This is a genomic window from Bradyrhizobium embrapense, from assembly GCF_001189235.2.
GTDB classification, from domain to species: Bacteria; Pseudomonadota; Alphaproteobacteria; order Rhizobiales; family Xanthobacteraceae; genus Bradyrhizobium; species Bradyrhizobium embrapense.
Map to the genome: position 1 here is coordinate 166,096 of NZ_LFIP02000005.1, position 15,776 is coordinate 181,871.

The window sequence follows — 15,776 nt, forward strand, 5'->3', positions numbered from 1 at the left end:
CCGTCGTCATTGCGAGCGTAGCGAAGCAATCCATCCTTCCGCTTGCTGAGGCATGGATTGCTTCGTCGCTTCGCTCCTCGCAATGACGGAGAGTGATCTACCCCATCACCACCGGCCCGCCGGCCTTCTTCCAGGCATCGATGCCGCCTTCGATATGGGCGGTGTTTGCCAGCCCCGCCTTCTTCGCGGCGGCAACGGCCATCGCGGAACGCTCGCCGAAGGCGCAGAAGAATACGACGCGGCGGCCGGTCGCGGCGGCGACCTCGCGCAGCATGCCGCCGGGCTGCAGGGTGGCGCAAATCCCGGGATAGGGCGCGTGCAGCGCGCCCTCGAGCGTGCCGTGCTTGGCGCGTTCAGCGCTCTCGCGCAGATCGACCAGCAGGATATCGGGCCGGCCGAGGCTTGCGATGGCGTCGCGCGCGCTGAGCGAGAGACCTTCCTTCGCAAGCTCTTCCTGGTGCAGGCCGACATGCATGTTGGCGGGCACCGCAACGTCCATCATCTTCGGATTTGGCAGATGGAGGTTGTTCATCAGCTCGATATAGTCATCGACCGATTTGACCTGCAGCCGCGGATTGTAGCGCTTCTCCTCGCCGATGGTGGAGACGGTGTCACCCTTGTAGTCATGCGCCGGGAAGACCATGGTTTCCTCAGGCAGCTTGAGCAGGCGGTTGAAGATCGAATCATACTGCGCCCGCGCGCTGCCGTTCTGGAAATCGGTGCGGCCGGTGCCGCGGATCAACAGCGTGTCGCCCGTGAAGACGCGGTCGCCCATCAGATAACTGTAGGAATCGTCGGTGTGGCCGGGCGTGTACATTGCCTCGAGGCAGAGACCCTCGATTGTCACTCTGTCGCCGTCCGAGACGCGCATCGACACCACGTCGGCCTTGCTCTGCTCGCCCATGATCGTGATGCACTGCGTGCGGTCACGCAGCTCGCCGAGGCCGGTGACGTGATCGGCATGCAGATGGGTGTCGACGGCCTTGACCAGCCGGAGGTCGAGTTCCTGCAGCAGCTTGCAGTAGCGGTCCGCCTTCTCCAGCACCGGATCGAGGATCAGCGCCTCGCCGCCGGCGCGGCTCGCGAGCAGGTAGCTGTAGGTGCCGGACACGCTGTCGAACAGCTGGCGAAAGATCATGAGGGCTTACCTGTTCTCCGGGTCGAGTCATGGAGAGGATATTATTCCATAGATAGGGGCGATTCAAAGTAAATCCATCCCCAGGCGAAGCCGGTCCCGTCACCCCCGATCCATCACCGTCACCCTGAGGAGCCGCGACGCGGCGTCTCGAAGGTTCGACGGCCCGGCTCTTTCCGAGAGGAGTATTGGCGTGCGCGGTCAATGGGGCCCTGCACCCTTCGAGACGCGCTACGCGCTCCTCAGGGTGACGGAGTTGGTTGGAGGGATGACGGGTTCTGAATGGACGCGCCCTACGCGAGACCGAGCGCCGCGATGAGCGTGCGCCGCATCATCCGTGCCTCGCAATGCCCGGATTATCCTCGACGCCTTTCAGCGTCACGCCGGGCTCGTCGCGGTTCGGCGGCCGGCCGGAGCGCAGATGCCTGGCCACCACATCCCAGATCGGCGCGCCGCTCTGCGGGTTGACCGAGGCCCAGCCCGCGACCTTGTAGTGCTTGCCAGCTTCGAGATGCTTGCCGTTGCGAAGCTTGAGCTCGGAGATGCGCTTGCCGACGCTCTCGCCCGGCGTGCAGGTGTAGGCGAGGCCGCCGACGCGGACCATGTCGCCGCCCTGCTGGTAATAGGGATCGACGTTGAAGAGGTTGTCGCAGACGTCCTCCAGCACATCCTTGATCTGGCTGCCGGTCATCGTGGCGACGTAGGTCTCGGGATAGGTGATCGCGGTTTCCGACAGCACGTCTTCCATGGTGACCGGCTGGCCGGCCAGCGTGGTGAGGCCCCAGCGGAAGCCGGGCGACAGCGCGATCTCGGCGTTGAGCTCGTTGAGCAGCGCATCGCAGATCAGCTGGTCGACGGTGCCGGAAAAGTTACCGCGGCGGTAGAGCAGGCGATCGGCCGTGCCGAGCTTGTCGCCCCATTCGTCGGCATGAGGTTCGCGCATCTTGTCGATCAGCGCCTGCATCGCCGGATCGGGCTTCAACAGCTCGGCGAACACCGGCAGCAGACGGTAGCGGACATTGGCGACCTTGCCCTTCGTGAGATCGAGATCGAGCACGCCGATGAACTTGCCGTTGGAGCCGGCATTGGTCACCAGCGTGACGCCGCCGGGATTGGTCACCGTGATCGGGATCGGGATCGCGTCATGGGTGTGGCCGCCGAGGATGACGTCGATGCCGGTGACGCGGCTGGCGAGCTTGAGGTCGACGTCCATGCCGTTATGCGACAGCAGGATCACCGCCTCGACCTTGTCGTTGTTGCGATGGCCGTCGACGAGCTTTTGCAGCTCCTCGTCGCGGATGCCGAACTTCCAGTCCGGCGTGAAACGCTTGGGGTGCGCGATCGGCACATAGGGGAAGGCCTGGCCGATGATCGCAATGCGATGGCCGCCGATCTCCTTGATGATCGACGGCTTGAACACCCGCCCGGAGGCTGGATCGAACGCCTTGGCGTCGTTGAACGCGGCCTCCTCGGTCAGGAACACGTTCTGCGCCAAAAACTCGCCCTTGAAGCGGGCGAGATTGTCGCGCAGCACCTGTTCGCCATAGGTGAATTCCCAATGCCCGGTCATCGCCTCGATGCCCAGCAAATTGGCGGCCTCCACCATGTCGGCGCCGTTCATCGCATGGGCGAGCCCCGAGCCCTGCCAGAGGTCGCCGCCGTCGAGCAGCATCGAGCGCTTCTCGCCGACATCGGCGCGCAGCTTGTCGATCAGCGTCTTCAGGTGCGCGAAGCCGCCGAGCCGGCCGAAGCGGACGGCGGCCTTCTCGAACTCGACGCAGGTGAAGGCATAGGCGTCGGCACTGTCGGGCCGGATGCCGAAGCGGTCGAGGAACGCCTTGCCGACCAGATGCGGCGGCTGGCCGGCCATCGCGCCGACGCCGATATTGACGCTGGATTCGCGGAACAACACCGGCCTCAGCTGCGCATGCGTGTCGGTCAGGTGCAGGATGCGGGCGTTGCCGAAACGTTCGAGGTCGTAGACGCTGGCGGTATCGGCGCCGCGCGCGAGGCGTGGCAGGCCAGCCACAAGCGTCGCGGCGGCTGAGCTTCTCAGGAAATCCCGGCGGCGGATGATCATTGCCTTACTCCGCGCGGCCTTCCGCCAGCGCGCCTTTAGCGAACTTCCATGTCCTTCCAGCGTTCCTTCTCGCTGGTGGCCTGGAAGATCGATGCCTTTGCCAGTGCCTCGGCCTCCCTGGCCTGCGCGACGGCAGCCTCGTAATCACCAGCATCACCGGCCTTTTTTGCGGCGGCGAGGGTCGAAGCGGTCGTGGTCCACTGGTTGCGCAGGCTGCCGGCTTGCTTGTTGGCGGCTTCTGCCGCCGCATAGGCCGCCTTGTAATCGTCCTCGGAGGCCGCGTGGACCAGGGTCGCCGTCGCCATCACCAGCGCGGATGCCGCGAGGAGGGTCTTGATCGCCGCGCTCATGGCCGCGCTCCCGGCCCCGAGATCGGCAGGCCGTTGCTGACATAGGACAAATAGTATTCGAGGTTGCGGTACTCGTCGTCTTGCGGATTGAGCGGCACGCCGCGGATCTGGCTGTTGCAGGTGGTGAAGCGGCGGCTGGTGGTGCCCATGCCCGACCATTCCGAGCGGTAGATCGGCATTGCGTTCAGGATGCCGAGCGCCGGTGCCAGCACCTCGGCGCGGATCCGCTCGCCCGGGCTCTGGATGTGGCAGGTCGCGCAGGAGAAATTGAGCTGGCCGCGGCGGGTGTAGAAATACTCCTTGCCCTTCTGATAGGCCTCCAGCGCCCGCGGATCGTTCGGGATCTTGATGTCCATCGGCTTGCCGCGCGAGGTGAAGGCCATGTAGGCGGTGAGCGCCGCCATGTCGTCCTTCACATAGGAGAACGGCGCCTCGCCGTTGGCCTCGCGGCAACGGTTGAGCGCGAGCTCGAGCGTGACGACCTTGCCTTCCTTTTCGTCGAAATACGGATAGTTCTGGCGGATGCCGATACCCTTGTTCGGGAAGCAGTCGGCGTAGGTCTTGCCGTTCTTGAACGGCGTTGCGAACATTTCCTTGCCGGCTTCGAGCGAGAACTCGTAGGGCGGAAACTGCTCCTTCTCTTCCCACTGCTTGTGCAGGTCCTCATTCATCGAATAGGGACCGTTGACGAAATCCTCGAGCTTCAGCTTGGGGAATTTGCTGGCGAAGAATTTCTGGAACGCGGCCTTGTCGGCGGCGGGATCGATGCTGTCGGCCGCGTGCGCCGCCGGCGCGAGCGCCAGCACGCCGAGCGCCAGCGTCGTGATTGCTGCGCGGATTGCGAAGCGCCACGTCATTGAATTTTCGCCGTGGCGGTGTCGGTCGCGCCCTTGTTGTCGACCCAGCTGACCTTCAGATCGTCGCCCTTCTTGCCGCCCTTGAAGGCGAACTTGACATAGGGGTCCTTGGAGACGCCGCCGCCCCAGTCGGCGACGAACACCGGCTTGCCGTCATACTCGAAGGTCAGCACCTGGATGAAATGCGGCGGGATGATCTCGCCCTTGGCGTCCTTCACGAAGCCGGAATCCATCGGATGCTGGATCAGCGCCTGCACCTCGGTGATGTCGCCGTTTGACGTGGCGCGCACGCGAATGCTCGATGCCATCTTGATTATCCCTCGATTGAACTCAGCCGCCGCAGCCGCCGACGGTGACCTTGATTTCCTTTTGAGCGCTGTAGAGCTTGCCGCCGGCCTCGACGATCACGGTGACGTTGCTGGTCTTGGCCATCTTGATGCGGTTGGCGACGCTCGGCAGCGTGCCGGCGGGAATCTTGTATGAGGCGATCAGCGAGATCGGGTTCTCGCTCACGAGGAACGAGATCGAGGTGACGTCGGCCAGCGTCGTGGTGGCGGAGATCGGCACCACAGCGCCGTTCTCGGCGATCTCGGGTGCGTCCATCTTGACCTTGTCGGAGGGCTCGGCGGTCTTGCCGTAGAGCGCCTTGATCGCGTCGGCCTCGTTCTTCTGCTTGAAGGCCTCTTCCGGATATTTGTCGTTGGCGGCGGCGAGCGCCTGTGGCACGTCGAACGGAATGACGCCGAGGCCGATCAGCGCGGCGACGCCCGCGCCCTTCAGCACCAGGCGGCGCGCCCCTGAAAATTCGCTGGTCGTGATGCTCATCGTAACAATCTCCTCAAGCTATTGTCGCCGCGTCACAGCGTCTGCAGAAAGTCCACCACCGCATCGATTTCCTTCTCGCTCAAGATCCGGTTGCGGCCGAACGGCGGCATCACCGTTTGCGGGTTGCGCTTGGTCTCATCGGTCACGATCGCGATCAGCTCGTCGCGGCTGTATTTCGCCTTGAGGCCGGTCAATTCGGGGCCGATCGTGCCGGGCAGCTCGCCGCCCTTGATGACATGGCAGGTCAGGCAGTTGCCTTTGCCGCGGTCGAAGGCGAGCCTCTGCCCCTCGGCGGCGGATTGGGCCTGCGCGGGTGCGGCCACGGCGGTGCCGGCCAGCAGCGCCAGAACGAAGGCTGGCTTGACGAAAGTGGCGATCAAGGACGTTTCCCGGGCTTCAATCTCGATGATCCCATCGCAATATAAAGAGGGAAAAGCATAAAGGCCATCGGCTGGCAATGTGGAGAATAGGCGTGTTGCGACGGGGTTAATGGAAGCGTGGTGGTTCGGAACTGGAGCGGGCTCCTGCGCCTTCCACCTGTCATGTTCATGCGGTTGAGCGAGGCGATAGGAGAAGCAGGGTGGCGGAGTTCGTGGTGGAGTTCGGCAAGGACGGCAGGCCGGTCGAGGCGGATGGGCGGCTCGACGCGGCGGCATTCCACCGCAATCACCAGCCGATCTGGGCGGTCCTGAAGGATTACCTCGCCGGCCGGTCCGGCGACGTGCTGGAGGCCGGCAGCGGCACCGGTCAGCATGTCGCGTATTTCGCCCGCCAGACGCCCGATATCACCTGGTGGCCGAGCGACCTCCATGCCGCGCATCTGCGCAGCATCGCGGCCTGGCGCGCGCATGCCGGCCTCGCCAACATCCAGCCGCCGCAGCCGATCGATCTGTCCGATCCGGCCTGGTCGCCTGTGCCATCGGACGGCAAAGGTCCGGACAAACTGCTCGCGATCTTCTGCGCCAACGTCATCCACATCGCGCCGTGGCGCGTCGCCGAGGGCCTGTTCGCCGGCGCCTCCAGGCATCTGCGCGCCGATGGCCGGCTGTTCCTCTACGGCCCGTTCAAGCGCGGCGGCAAGCACACTGCGCTGAGCAACGCCGTGTTCGATACGTCGTTGCGTGAACGCGACGCCGAATGGGGCGTGCGCGATATCGCCGATCTCGAGACGCTTGCGGAGAGCGTCGGGCTGAAGCTCGCCGGTAGCTTCGAGATGCCGGCCAACAACATGATCCTGATGTTCGTGCGGAAGTAGCCGCCATGACCTCGGTCATTGATGTCTATCGGGCAGGAAATTGATGGATCGGACCGCATTCAAAGAAGACCTATTCGAAGCGCTGCTACAGCAGGGCTTCGTGCGGGGGCGAGACCTGATGCGCGCTTCGAATGATCGAATGGTCACGCTCGTGGGAGTTGAGAAGGGCTTTGGCGGTCAGTGGTTCATCAATGTCGGACTTTGGTTCACCTGGGCAGGAACTGAGGAGCCGAATCGCGTGGAACAGGCGCATCTGTATTTTCGGCTCGAAAGACTGTTTCCTCAGTATAGAGAGATGCCGCGGGTGACCTAGGCGACGTAGGCCAATCAGAGGCTTGCCAAAGACTCGCAGAGCTAATCAGCAGCGAAATTGCAACGAATGTAAAGCGACTGGGCACGGAAGAGGGAGTCGTTGAAGCGTATCGTGCTCGTCGTTTGGAGGGCGGTTTGGTGACGAAGGTTGCCAAGGAATGGCTTTTGGCAGCGAGTTGACTTGGGCGTCACGCCTTACCCCTGCGCTTTCGCCTGTTGTGTCATTTGACACACCGGCGTGTGTGAAATAGCATACTCCAACGACGGAGGCCAGAATGACGAGACGGCTTTATCCGGCCGTGCTGGAGCGCGGTCCGCGCGGCGCGTTCGGTGCGTGGTTTCCCGACTTTCCCGGCTGCGTCGCCGGCGGCAAGTCCCAGGAGGAGGCGATCGAACGGGCCGAGCATGCGCTGGCGCAGGCGGTCGACGGCTGGGTCGAGCAGGGCCATGCGCTGCCGGAGCCGACGCCGATCGAGCGGATCGTGCCGCCCAAGGGCTCCGACGTCGCCGCCTTCTTCATGGTGGGCGTCGATCCGCCCGATCCGTCCGAACGGGTGAATGTCTATCTGCCGAAGAGCCTGATCGCGCGGATCGACAAGCGCGCCGCCGAGCTCGGCATGAGCCGCTCGAGCTTCTTCGGCTTTGCGAGCTCGCTCGCGCTCGAATGGCCGGGCGGATACCCGCGCGGCGCCCCGATCGCGCCGCGCTCCAAGGTGCACAAGACCGGCGCGCTGCGCGCCGAGAAGCGGGCAGGCAGGAAGCCTGCGCGGTAGCTTCCGCTCGTCATTCCGGGGCGCGCCTCTTGGCGCGAGCCCGGAATCCATTTCTCCGCGCGTTTCGTGGATGAATGGATTCCGGGCTCTCGCTTCGCGAGCCCCGGAATGACGACGGGATAGGGTGCTAGCCGCTCCTTATTTCGAAAGGCGGAGCCATCCATCTCGTGCGCCTCCCGCATGGCCTACGTCCGTTTGCGCCGGTTGATCGGCCTCGACCCGCTCTCCATAGTGCGCGCGATTGGAGGCTCCCGCCGGAGCTTCGAGGCGGGACTGCCGATGATCGATGTGACGGCTGCGAATGAGACGAGCGACGACGCGCGGGCGCGCAGCAATGTGTGGCGGCTTGCGGCGGCGCAGGCGCTGACCGGCGCCAATTCGGCGGTGATCTTCGCCACCGGCTCGATCGTCGGCGCGACGCTGGCGCCCGACATCTCGCTCGCGACGGTGCCGCTCTCGATGTATGTGCTCGGGCTTGCCGCCGGCACGCTGCCGACCGGCGCGATCTCGCGGGCCTATGGCAGGCGCATCGCCTTCATCGTCGGTACCTTCTGCGGCACGCTGACCGGCGCGCTCGGCGCCTTCGCGATCCTGCACTCATCGTTCTGGCTGTTCTGCGGCGCGACCTTCCTCGGCGGGCTCTATGGCGCCGTCGCGCAGTCCTATCGCTTTGCCGCCGCCGACGGCGCCAGCGTCGCGTTCCGGCCCAAGGCGGTGTCATGGGTGATGGCGGGCGGCGTGTTCGCCGGCGTGCTCGGGCCGCAGCTCGTGCAATGGACCATGGACATCTGGCCGCCTTATCTGTTTGCTTTCTCCTTCGTGATGCAGGCGCTGGTCGCGCTGGTGGCGATGGCGGTGCTCTCTGGCGTCGATGCGCCGAAACCCGCGGCGGCGGATCTGCATGGCGGCCGCCCGCTGCTCGAGATCGCGCGGCAGCCGCGCTTCATCGCCGCGGCGCTGTGCGGCGTGATCGCCTATCCGATGATGAATCTGGTGATGACCTCGGCGCCGCTCGCCATGAAAATGTGCGGGCTGTCGGTCAGCGATTCCAATTTCGGCATCCAGTGGCACATCGTGGCGATGTACGGCCCGAGCTTCTTCACGGGCTCGCTGATCGCCCGCTTCGGCGCGCCTCGCATCGTTGCGCTCGGGCTGGCGCTCGAGGCGGTCGCCGCGACGATCGGGCTGTCCGGCATCACGGCGCCGCATTTTTGGGCCACCCTGTTCGTGCTCGGCGTCGGCTGGAACTTCGCATTCGTCGGCGCCTCCGCGCTGGTGCTGGAGACGCACCGGCCGCAGGAGCGCAACAAGGTGCAGGCGTTCAACGATTTCCTCGTGTTCGGCATGATGGCGATCGGCTCGTTCTCGTCGGGCCAGCTGCTCGCGCATTACGGCTGGAACGCCGTCAACATGGTGGTGTTTCCGCCGGTGCTGCTCGGGCTCGTCGTGCTGTCACTGGCGTCATTCGCCAAGCGGCGGGCGAAATTGCGCGCGGTGGAAGAAATCCCGGACCCAAGCATCTGATCTTGCTATTTGAGCATGGTCTCCGCGCAAACGCTTCGCGTTTGTCGCGAGGGAAAACCGCTTCGCACTTTTCCGGACCGTGCTGCTGCCAATTGCTGACACTTCGACCGGTTTCGAAATGATCGGCTTGCAAGGCTGATCACATCGTGGGAACGGATCAGTCCGGCCTTGACGATGTGAGAAGCAAGAGCAAGAAATGGACGCATCATCACCCGCGCTGCATGACGAATCCGCGCTCGGCTATGAAGGCTGGCGCATCGTCGTCGTCTGCTTCCTGCTTGCGACCTTCGGCTGGGGATTGGGCTTCTACGGCCAGAGCGTCTACGTCGCCGAGCTGCAGCGGCTACACGGCTGGCCGGCGTCGCTGATCTCGTCGGGCACGACCTTCTTCTATTTGTTCGGCGCCGCGCTGGTCGCCTTCGTCAGCGAGGCGATCAAGGCGTTCGGCGCGCGCAGCTGTCTGATCGCGGGCACCCTCGCGATGGCGGTTGCCGCCGTTGCGATCGGCGAGGTGCGCGAGCCCTGGCAGCTTTATCTCGCCGATGCGCTGCTGGCGTTCGGCTGGGCCGGCACCAGCCTCGGCATCATCACCAACACGCTCGGGCTGTGGTTCGACAAGAAGCGCGGCATGGCGATCAGCCTGGCGCTGAACGGCGCGAGCTTCGGCGGCATCGTCGGCGTGCCGCTGCTGGTGACGGGGATCGGCACCTTCGGCTTCTCCGGCGCGATGATCGCGGCCGCGGTGCTGCTTGTCGTGGTGATGGTGCCGGTGATCCTGATCTTCGTCGGGCGGCCGCCGGCGCATCTGCGTGCGGTGACGTCAGCGGCGGCCGACGCGCCGTCGGCGACGCAGGTGCGCGCCAATGCGCTACGCGACATCCGCTTCCTCTCGGTCTCGACTGCCTTCGCGCTGGTGCTGTTCGCCCAGGTCGGCTTCATCGTGCATCTGATCGCCTATCTCGATCAGGTGATCGGCCGCGAGCGCGCCACGGTAGCGATGGCGCTGCTGACCGCGATGGCCGTGGTCGGCCGGGTCTCGTTTTCCTTCGTGATCGACCGGCTCAACCAGCGGCTGGCGTCGGCGCTGTCCTTTGGCAGCCAGGCGATCGCGCTCGTCGTCATCATCAACGTGCACAACGACATCGCGCAGATCGCCGCCTGCGCGCTGTTCGGCTTCTCGGTCGGCAATCTGATCACGCTGCCGGCGCTGATCGTGCAGCGCGAGTTCGATCCGCGCGCGTTTGGCGTGCTGGTCAGCCTGATCACCGCGATCAACCAGATCACCTACGCGTTCGGCCCCGGCGTGATCGGTCTGCTGCACGATCTCTCCGGCAGCTACGCGCTGCCGTTCTACGGCTGTATCGGGCTGGAGCTGATCGCGGCAGTGACGATCATGACCAAAGGGAATTAGACTGTAGCCCCGGATTACGCTTCGCTCCATCCGGGCTACGATCTTGTCTTTCCACCTCCCCTTGAAAAGGGGAGGTCGCTTTGCTCGCAGGGCAAAGCGGGTGGGGATCCGGTCTCTCCACTTGCAGCGTCGCCTGTGGCTGACCCCCATCCCCCTTCCCCCTTTCAGGGGGAAGGGGATTAAAGACCTGCAGCCGCATGGGACGAGGCGCAATCCGGGCTACCAATTGATCCGCACCGCGGAATCACGCCGCCCGCTGCTTCATCAGATCCTCAATGTCCAGCCGCCGGGTGAACATCGCGAGCTCGCCGTCGGCGTCGCGCGGCCATTCGGCTTCGGGGCGGTCCCAATAGAGCTCGACGCCGTTCTCGTCAGGATCGCGCAAATACAGCGCCTGGCTGACGCCGTGGTCGCTGGCGCCGTCGAGCTGGATGCCGGCCGACAGCACCCGGTGCAGCGCGTCGGCCAGTGCCGGACGGGTCGGATAGAGAATCGCGGTGTGGAACAGGCCGGTGGTGCCCGGCGGCGGCGGATGGCCGCCCTTGCTCTCCCAGGTGTTGAGGCCGATATGGTGGTGATAGCCGCCGGCCGAGATGAAGGCCGCGTCCGTCCCCAAGCGCTGCTGCAGTTCGAAGCCGAGCACGCCGCAATAGAAGCCGAGCGCGCGCTCGAGATCGGCGACCTTGAGGTGCACATGCCCGATTCGCGTGCCCGCGATGATGGGAGGATTTTGCGGCATGAGCTGGCTCCGTTGGCATCAACGCCGTGCCGTCGGCGGCAGGGCTCCGCCTTCTGATATAGTCCGGATTTGCGGGAGCGAGAGCAACCCATCCGGAAACGCAGCGTTTCCGAATGGCGCCACGGCCCGCCGAGCCTAGCAGAGCTCCGACAACTCGCCGCCGGGCAGCTGGAACTCGAACGTGTTCAGCGTCATCGATACCATGGTGTAGTAGCCGCAGAGGCCGATCACCTCGACTAGGCCGCGCAGGCTCAGCACCTCGACCGCCTCGTCATACAGCGCCTTCGGCAGGCCGTGACCTTCGTGCAGCGCCTTGGCGACGTCGTAGATCATCCTGGCCTTGGGGTCGTCGAAAGTCGGCGTCCGGCGCATGCGAATGTCCTCGATGATCTTCGGGTCGAGGCCGCCCTTCAGCGCGAGGCGCTTGTGGGCATACCATTCGTAATGCGCGGTCCAGTGCCGCGCGGTGACGAGGATCGCGATTTCCGACAGTTTTGCCGGGAAGACCGTGTCGAAGCGCAGCACCTCGCCGAGCCGCGTGGCATGCCGTGCCATCTCCGGGCTGTTCAGCCAGGCCATCATCGGCGCCGGTGGCGCGCCGCGCTTGCCGGCGATCGACTCGTCGTAGGTTTCTTTCTGGGCGGCGTTCATTTCGCTAGGCGAAAGCAGCTTCAGCCGCATGTCCGTTTCCTTTTGTTTTTCAAGCGTTACCCATCTCGGCGATACACCCGATCGCGCAAGCTGAGTAGCGACGCCAGAGCATGGCGCGGTCGCGAGGCATATTGAATTCGGCGGCTGCGCAGGTCTAAGGTCGAATCCAATCCGACGATTTTGACTGGAAACGCACCATGGCTGACCTTGAGAAATTCCGCGCCGAGACCCGCGCCTGGCTGGAGCAGAACTGCCCGGCGGAGATGCGCAAACCGATGACCTCGGATGGCGACACCTTCTGGGGTGGCCGCAATGCGAAATTCTCCTCCGAAGCGCAGCGCGTCTGGTTCGAGCGGATGCGCGACAAGGGCTGGACCGTGCCGCATTGGCCCAAGGAATACGGTGGCGGAGGCCTCGACGGCGAGGAGGCCAAGATCGTGCGCCAGGAGATGGCGGCGATCGGCGCGCGGGCGCCGCTGACCTCGTTCGGCATCTCGATGCTCGGACCGGCGCTTTTGAAATACGGCACCGAGGAGCAGAAGAAGGAGCATCTGCCGAAGATCACCGCGGGCTTGATCCGCTGGTGCCAGGGCTATTCCGAGCCGAACGCCGGCTCCGACCTCGCCTCGCTGCAGACCCGCGCTGTCGCCGACGGCGACGATTACATCATCAACGGCCAGAAGATATGGACCTCCTACGCCAACTATGCCGACTGGATCTTCTGCCTAGTGCGCACTGATCCCGCGGCGAAGAAGCACGACGGCATCAGCTTCATCCTCTTCGACATGACCTCGAAGGGCGTGTCGACCAAGCCGATCCTCTTGATCTCCGGCTATTCGCCGTTCTGCGAGACCTTCTTCGACAATGTCCGGGTGCCGAAGTCGCATGTCGTGGGTACCGTCAATCGCGGCTGGGACGTCGCAAAATACCTGCTGCAGCACGAGCGCGCGATGATCTCGGGCATGGGCGAGCGCGGCGTCGGCCGTCCGCTCGGCCAGATCGCCGCCGACTCGGTCGGCGCGGACGCGCAAGGGAAGCTCGACGACGCGCAGCTGCGCAGCCAGATCGCGAGCTTCGAGGTCGACGAGGCCGCGCTCGCCGCGGCGGCGGAGCGCGCGGTCGATCTCGCCAAGGCCGGGCAGTCGCATCCGGCGTTCTCCTCGGCGATGAAATATTACGGCACCGAGCTCAACAAGCGCCGCTACGAGATCCTGATGTCGGCGGGCGGCATCGACGCGCTGGAATGGGAGAGCGACCGCTCCCGGGGCGGCGCCCGTCCGCGCGCCTGGCTGCGCACCAAGGCCAACTCGATCGAGGGCGGCACCTCGGAGGTGATGCTCGGAATCGTCGCCAAGCGCATCCTCGATCTGCCTGGGGCGTGAGGCACGATCTCTCCACCCGTCATTCCGGGGCGCGACGCAGTCGCGAGCCCGGAATCCATACTCCCGATCGTGGTTATGGATTCCGGGCCTGGCCCTTCGGGCCATCCCGGAATGACGAACTCAATATCGTTTGATTTATCGAAGAGCGGAATCCATCCATGGCCCTCGTCCTCACCGAAGAACAATCCATGCTGCGCGACAGTGCGCGCGGTCTCATCAGCGACAAGGCGCCGGTGGCGCATCTGCGCGCCTTGCGCGATGCGAAGGACTCCACCGGCTTCTCGCGCGAGCTCTGGAAGACCTTTGCCGAGATGGGCTTCTCCGGCCTGTTGGTGCCGGACCAGTTCGGCGGCAGCGGCCTCGGCTGCGTCGAGGCCGGCATCGTCATGGAAGAGATCGGTCGCACCTTGATGCCGTCGCCATTCCTCGCGACCTCGGTGCTCGCGGCCTCGGCGCTGTCGCGCGGCGGCAGCGAGGCGCAGAAGGCGCAGCATCTGCCTGGCATTGCCGGCGGCTCGCTGCTGGCTGCGCTGGCGATCGATGAGGGCGCCAAGCATCGCCCGCTGCAGACCAAGTTGCGGGCCATGCGTTCCGGCAACGGCTTCAAGCTGTCCGGCGACAAGGCCTTCGTGGTCGACGGCCACACCGCCGATCTGTTGATCGTCGCGGCGCGCACGGCGGGCAGCGCCGGTGACAGCAACGGGTTGACGCTGTTCCTGGTCGATCCGAAGGCCAAGGGTCTCGCGGTCGAGCGCACCGCGATGGTCGATTCGCACAACGCGGCGCGCATCGTGTTCGACAATGTCGAGGTCAATGCCGACAGCGTGCTCGGCGAGGTCGATCAGGGCTTTGGGCTGCTCGAGGGCGTGCTCAATATCGGCCGCGGCGCGGTCGCCTCCGAAATGGTCGGCCTCTCCGACGAGGTTTTCGGCCGCACCGTGGCCTATCTGAAGGAGCGCAAGCAGTTCGGCAAGGCGATTGGCGAATTCCAGGCGCTGCAGCACCGGGCCGCCCAGCTCTATATCGACATCGAGATCACCCGCGCCGCTGTGCTGAAGGCGCTGCAGGCGCTCGACGCCGATCTCGGCAAGGCGGGCAATGCGGTCGCCGTCGCCAAGGCGCGCGCCGGCACGACCGCCACGCTCGCCGTCCAGGAAGGCGTGCAGATGCACGGCGGCATGGGCATGACCGACCAGTTCGACATCGGCTTCTTCATGAAGCGCGCCCGCGTCTGCCAGGAGCTGTTCGGCGACAGCAATTTCCACACCGACCAGCTCGCGCGCGGCAAGGGCTACTGATTGTCATTCCGGGGCGCGAAGCGCGAGCCCGGAATCCATTGCGCCACCGTTCTTGTCGCCGATGGATTCCGGGCCTGCGCCTATGGCGCATCTCGGAATGACGACATCTGTGATCACCGGATCGGCGGGGCGTACTGGACGCCGCCGGCGTTCCAGAGCTGGTTCATGCCGCGTGGAATCTTCAGCTTGGAATCGGCGCCGACGTTGCGGTCGTAGACCTCGCCGTAATTGCCGACATGGCGAATGATGCGCACCGCCCAGTCCTTGGTCAGCCCGAGATCCTCGCCATAGGAACCCTCGGTGCCGACCAGCCGCATCACCTCCGGCTTCTTCGACTTCAGCGCCTCATCGATATTCTTCGAGGTGATGCCGAGCTCCTCGGCGTTGATCATGGCGTACAGCGTCCATTTCACGATCATCATCCAGTCGTCGTCGCGCAAGCGGACCACCGGCGCCAGCGGCTCCTTGGAGATGATGTCGGCCAGGATCATGTGGTCGTTCGGCTTGGACAGATTGAGCCGCAGCGCATAGAGCTGCGAGGCGTCCGACGTCAGCGTGTCGCACTGGCCGCTGTCATAGGCCTTCACGACGTCGTCCAGCTTGTCGAACTTCATCTCCGTGTACTTCATGTTGTTGGCACGGAAATAGTCGGAGAGGTTGAGCTGCGTCGTGGTGTTGGCCTGCACGCAGACCTTGCTGCCGTTGAGGTCGAGCGCGGAATCGATGTTTCGCGCGCGGGGAATCATGAAGCCCTGGCCGTCATAATAGGCGACGGCCGGGAAATAGAGATCGTAATTGGTCTCGCGCGACATGCTCCAGGTGGAGTTGCGCGAGAGGATGTCGACCTTGCGGTTCTGCAGCTCCTTGAAGCGCTCGCTGGCGTCGAGCGGGACGAACTTCGCCTTCGACGGATCGTCGAAGATCGCCGAGGCCACCGCGCGGCAGAAGTCGACGTCGAAGCCGGTCCAGTTGCCCTTGTCGTCCGGGTTCGAGAAGCCCGGCAGGCCCTTGTTGACGCCGCACAGCACCTCGCCGCGGCGGATGGTGCGCTTCAGGGTGCGGGTGTCGTAACGCTCATAGGTGACGGCGGCGGCCGCAACCAGGGCGGCGACCGCGAGCCCGATCGTCAGGCCGCCTCGAAATGTACGCATGGGTTCTCTCTCGCGAATGATCGGGGGAAAAGC

Annotated in this window: 17 protein-coding genes; 7 read left to right on the forward strand and 10 right to left on the reverse strand. The window is 64.8% G+C overall.

Features of this window, described 5'->3' with window-relative positions:
• Positions 1–97 precede the first annotated feature (97 nt).
• From AKN83_RS23395 to soxX, 7 genes are all read right to left on the reverse strand, one after another.
• Positions 98–1,138, reverse strand: coding sequence for an MBL fold metallo-hydrolase (locus AKN83_RS23395; RefSeq protein ID WP_050406035.1), 1,041 nt, complete (start codon positions 1,136–1,138; stop codon positions 98–100).
• Positions 1,139–1,466: 328 nt separating this feature from the next.
• On the reverse strand, positions 1,467–3,215 hold the full coding sequence (gene soxB, locus AKN83_RS23400) for a thiosulfohydrolase SoxB (protein ID WP_050406036.1): 1,749 nt from the start codon (positions 3,213–3,215) through the stop codon (positions 1,467–1,469).
• A gap of 35 nt (positions 3,216–3,250) precedes the next feature.
• On the reverse strand, positions 3,251–3,520 hold the full coding sequence (locus AKN83_RS23405) for a hypothetical protein (RefSeq protein ID WP_157113552.1): 270 nt from the start codon (positions 3,518–3,520) through the stop codon (positions 3,251–3,253).
• A 41-nt stretch (positions 3,521–3,561) separates the two neighbouring features.
• A complete protein-coding gene (gene soxA / locus AKN83_RS23410) occupies positions 3,562–4,422 on the reverse strand; it encodes a sulfur oxidation c-type cytochrome SoxA (protein ID WP_050406038.1) in 861 nt (286 codons plus the stop codon).
• Complete coding sequence (gene soxZ / locus AKN83_RS23415; RefSeq protein ID WP_050406040.1) at positions 4,419–4,730, reverse strand: thiosulfate oxidation carrier complex protein SoxZ; 312 nt, start codon at positions 4,728–4,730, stop codon at positions 4,419–4,421. The genes soxA and soxZ overlap by 4 nt, the downstream gene beginning before the upstream one ends.
• A gap of 22 nt (positions 4,731–4,752) precedes the next feature.
• Entirely contained in the window at positions 4,753–5,247 is a 495-nt protein-coding gene (gene soxY, locus AKN83_RS23420) for a thiosulfate oxidation carrier protein SoxY (protein ID WP_050406041.1), read from the reverse strand.
• Positions 5,248–5,279: 32 nt separating this feature from the next.
• Positions 5,280–5,570 carry a sulfur oxidation c-type cytochrome SoxX gene (gene soxX, locus AKN83_RS23425; protein WP_083992212.1) on the reverse strand — a complete coding sequence of 97 codons (291 nt, stop codon included), beginning with the start codon at positions 5,568–5,570 and terminating at the stop codon, positions 5,280–5,282.
• A gap of 257 nt (positions 5,571–5,827) precedes the next feature.
• On the opposite strand from soxX, the gene AKN83_RS23430 reads away from it, so the two are divergent.
• The 5 genes from AKN83_RS23430 (at position 5,828) to AKN83_RS23450 (ending at position 10,522) form a co-directional block, all read left to right on the forward strand.
• Complete coding sequence (locus AKN83_RS23430) at positions 5,828–6,502, forward strand: DUF938 domain-containing protein (protein ID WP_050406043.1); 675 nt, start codon at positions 5,828–5,830, stop codon at positions 6,500–6,502.
• A 43-nt stretch (positions 6,503–6,545) separates the two neighbouring features.
• Positions 6,546–6,815 carry a hypothetical protein gene (locus tag AKN83_RS23435; protein ID WP_050406045.1) on the forward strand — a complete coding sequence of 90 codons (270 nt, stop codon included), beginning with the start codon at positions 6,546–6,548 and terminating at the stop codon, positions 6,813–6,815.
• A 274-nt stretch (positions 6,816–7,089) separates the two neighbouring features.
• On the forward strand, positions 7,090–7,587 hold the full coding sequence (locus AKN83_RS23440) for a type II toxin-antitoxin system HicB family antitoxin (protein ID WP_050406047.1): 498 nt from the start codon (positions 7,090–7,092) through the stop codon (positions 7,585–7,587).
• Between the two features lie 279 nt (positions 7,588–7,866).
• Entirely contained in the window at positions 7,867–9,111 is a 1,245-nt protein-coding gene (locus AKN83_RS23445; protein WP_050406135.1) for an MFS transporter, read from the forward strand.
• Between the two features lie 196 nt (positions 9,112–9,307).
• A complete protein-coding gene (locus AKN83_RS23450) occupies positions 9,308–10,522 on the forward strand; it encodes an MFS transporter (RefSeq protein WP_050406048.1) in 1,215 nt (404 codons plus the stop codon).
• 244 nt (positions 10,523–10,766) lie between these two features.
• Here AKN83_RS23450 and AKN83_RS23455 read toward each other — a convergent pair whose 3' ends face one another.
• Positions 10,767–11,261, reverse strand: a complete 495-nt coding sequence (locus tag AKN83_RS23455) for a VOC family protein (protein ID WP_050406049.1) — start codon at positions 11,259–11,261, stop codon at positions 10,767–10,769.
• A 135-nt stretch (positions 11,262–11,396) separates the two neighbouring features.
• On the reverse strand, positions 11,397–11,942 hold the full coding sequence (locus AKN83_RS23460) for a carboxymuconolactone decarboxylase family protein (RefSeq protein ID WP_050406050.1): 546 nt from the start codon (positions 11,940–11,942) through the stop codon (positions 11,397–11,399).
• A gap of 167 nt (positions 11,943–12,109) precedes the next feature.
• On the opposite strand from AKN83_RS23460, the gene AKN83_RS23465 reads away from it, so the two are divergent.
• Both AKN83_RS23465 and AKN83_RS23470 read left to right on the forward strand, forming a co-directional pair.
• Positions 12,110–13,294: an acyl-CoA dehydrogenase family protein gene (locus tag AKN83_RS23465; protein ID WP_050406051.1), complete on the forward strand. Its 1,185-nt coding sequence runs from the start codon at positions 12,110–12,112 to the stop codon at positions 13,292–13,294.
• Between the two features lie 158 nt (positions 13,295–13,452).
• Positions 13,453–14,592 (forward strand): acyl-CoA dehydrogenase family protein, encoded by a 1,140-nt coding sequence (locus tag AKN83_RS23470; protein ID WP_050406052.1) that lies wholly within the window; start codon positions 13,453–13,455, stop codon positions 14,590–14,592.
• 113 nt (positions 14,593–14,705) lie between these two features.
• On the opposite strand, the gene AKN83_RS23475 is transcribed toward AKN83_RS23470, so the two are convergent.
• Entirely contained in the window at positions 14,706–15,743 is a 1,038-nt protein-coding gene (locus AKN83_RS23475) for an amino acid ABC transporter substrate-binding protein (protein WP_050406053.1), read from the reverse strand.
• Between the last annotated feature and the right edge of the window lie 33 nt (positions 15,744–15,776).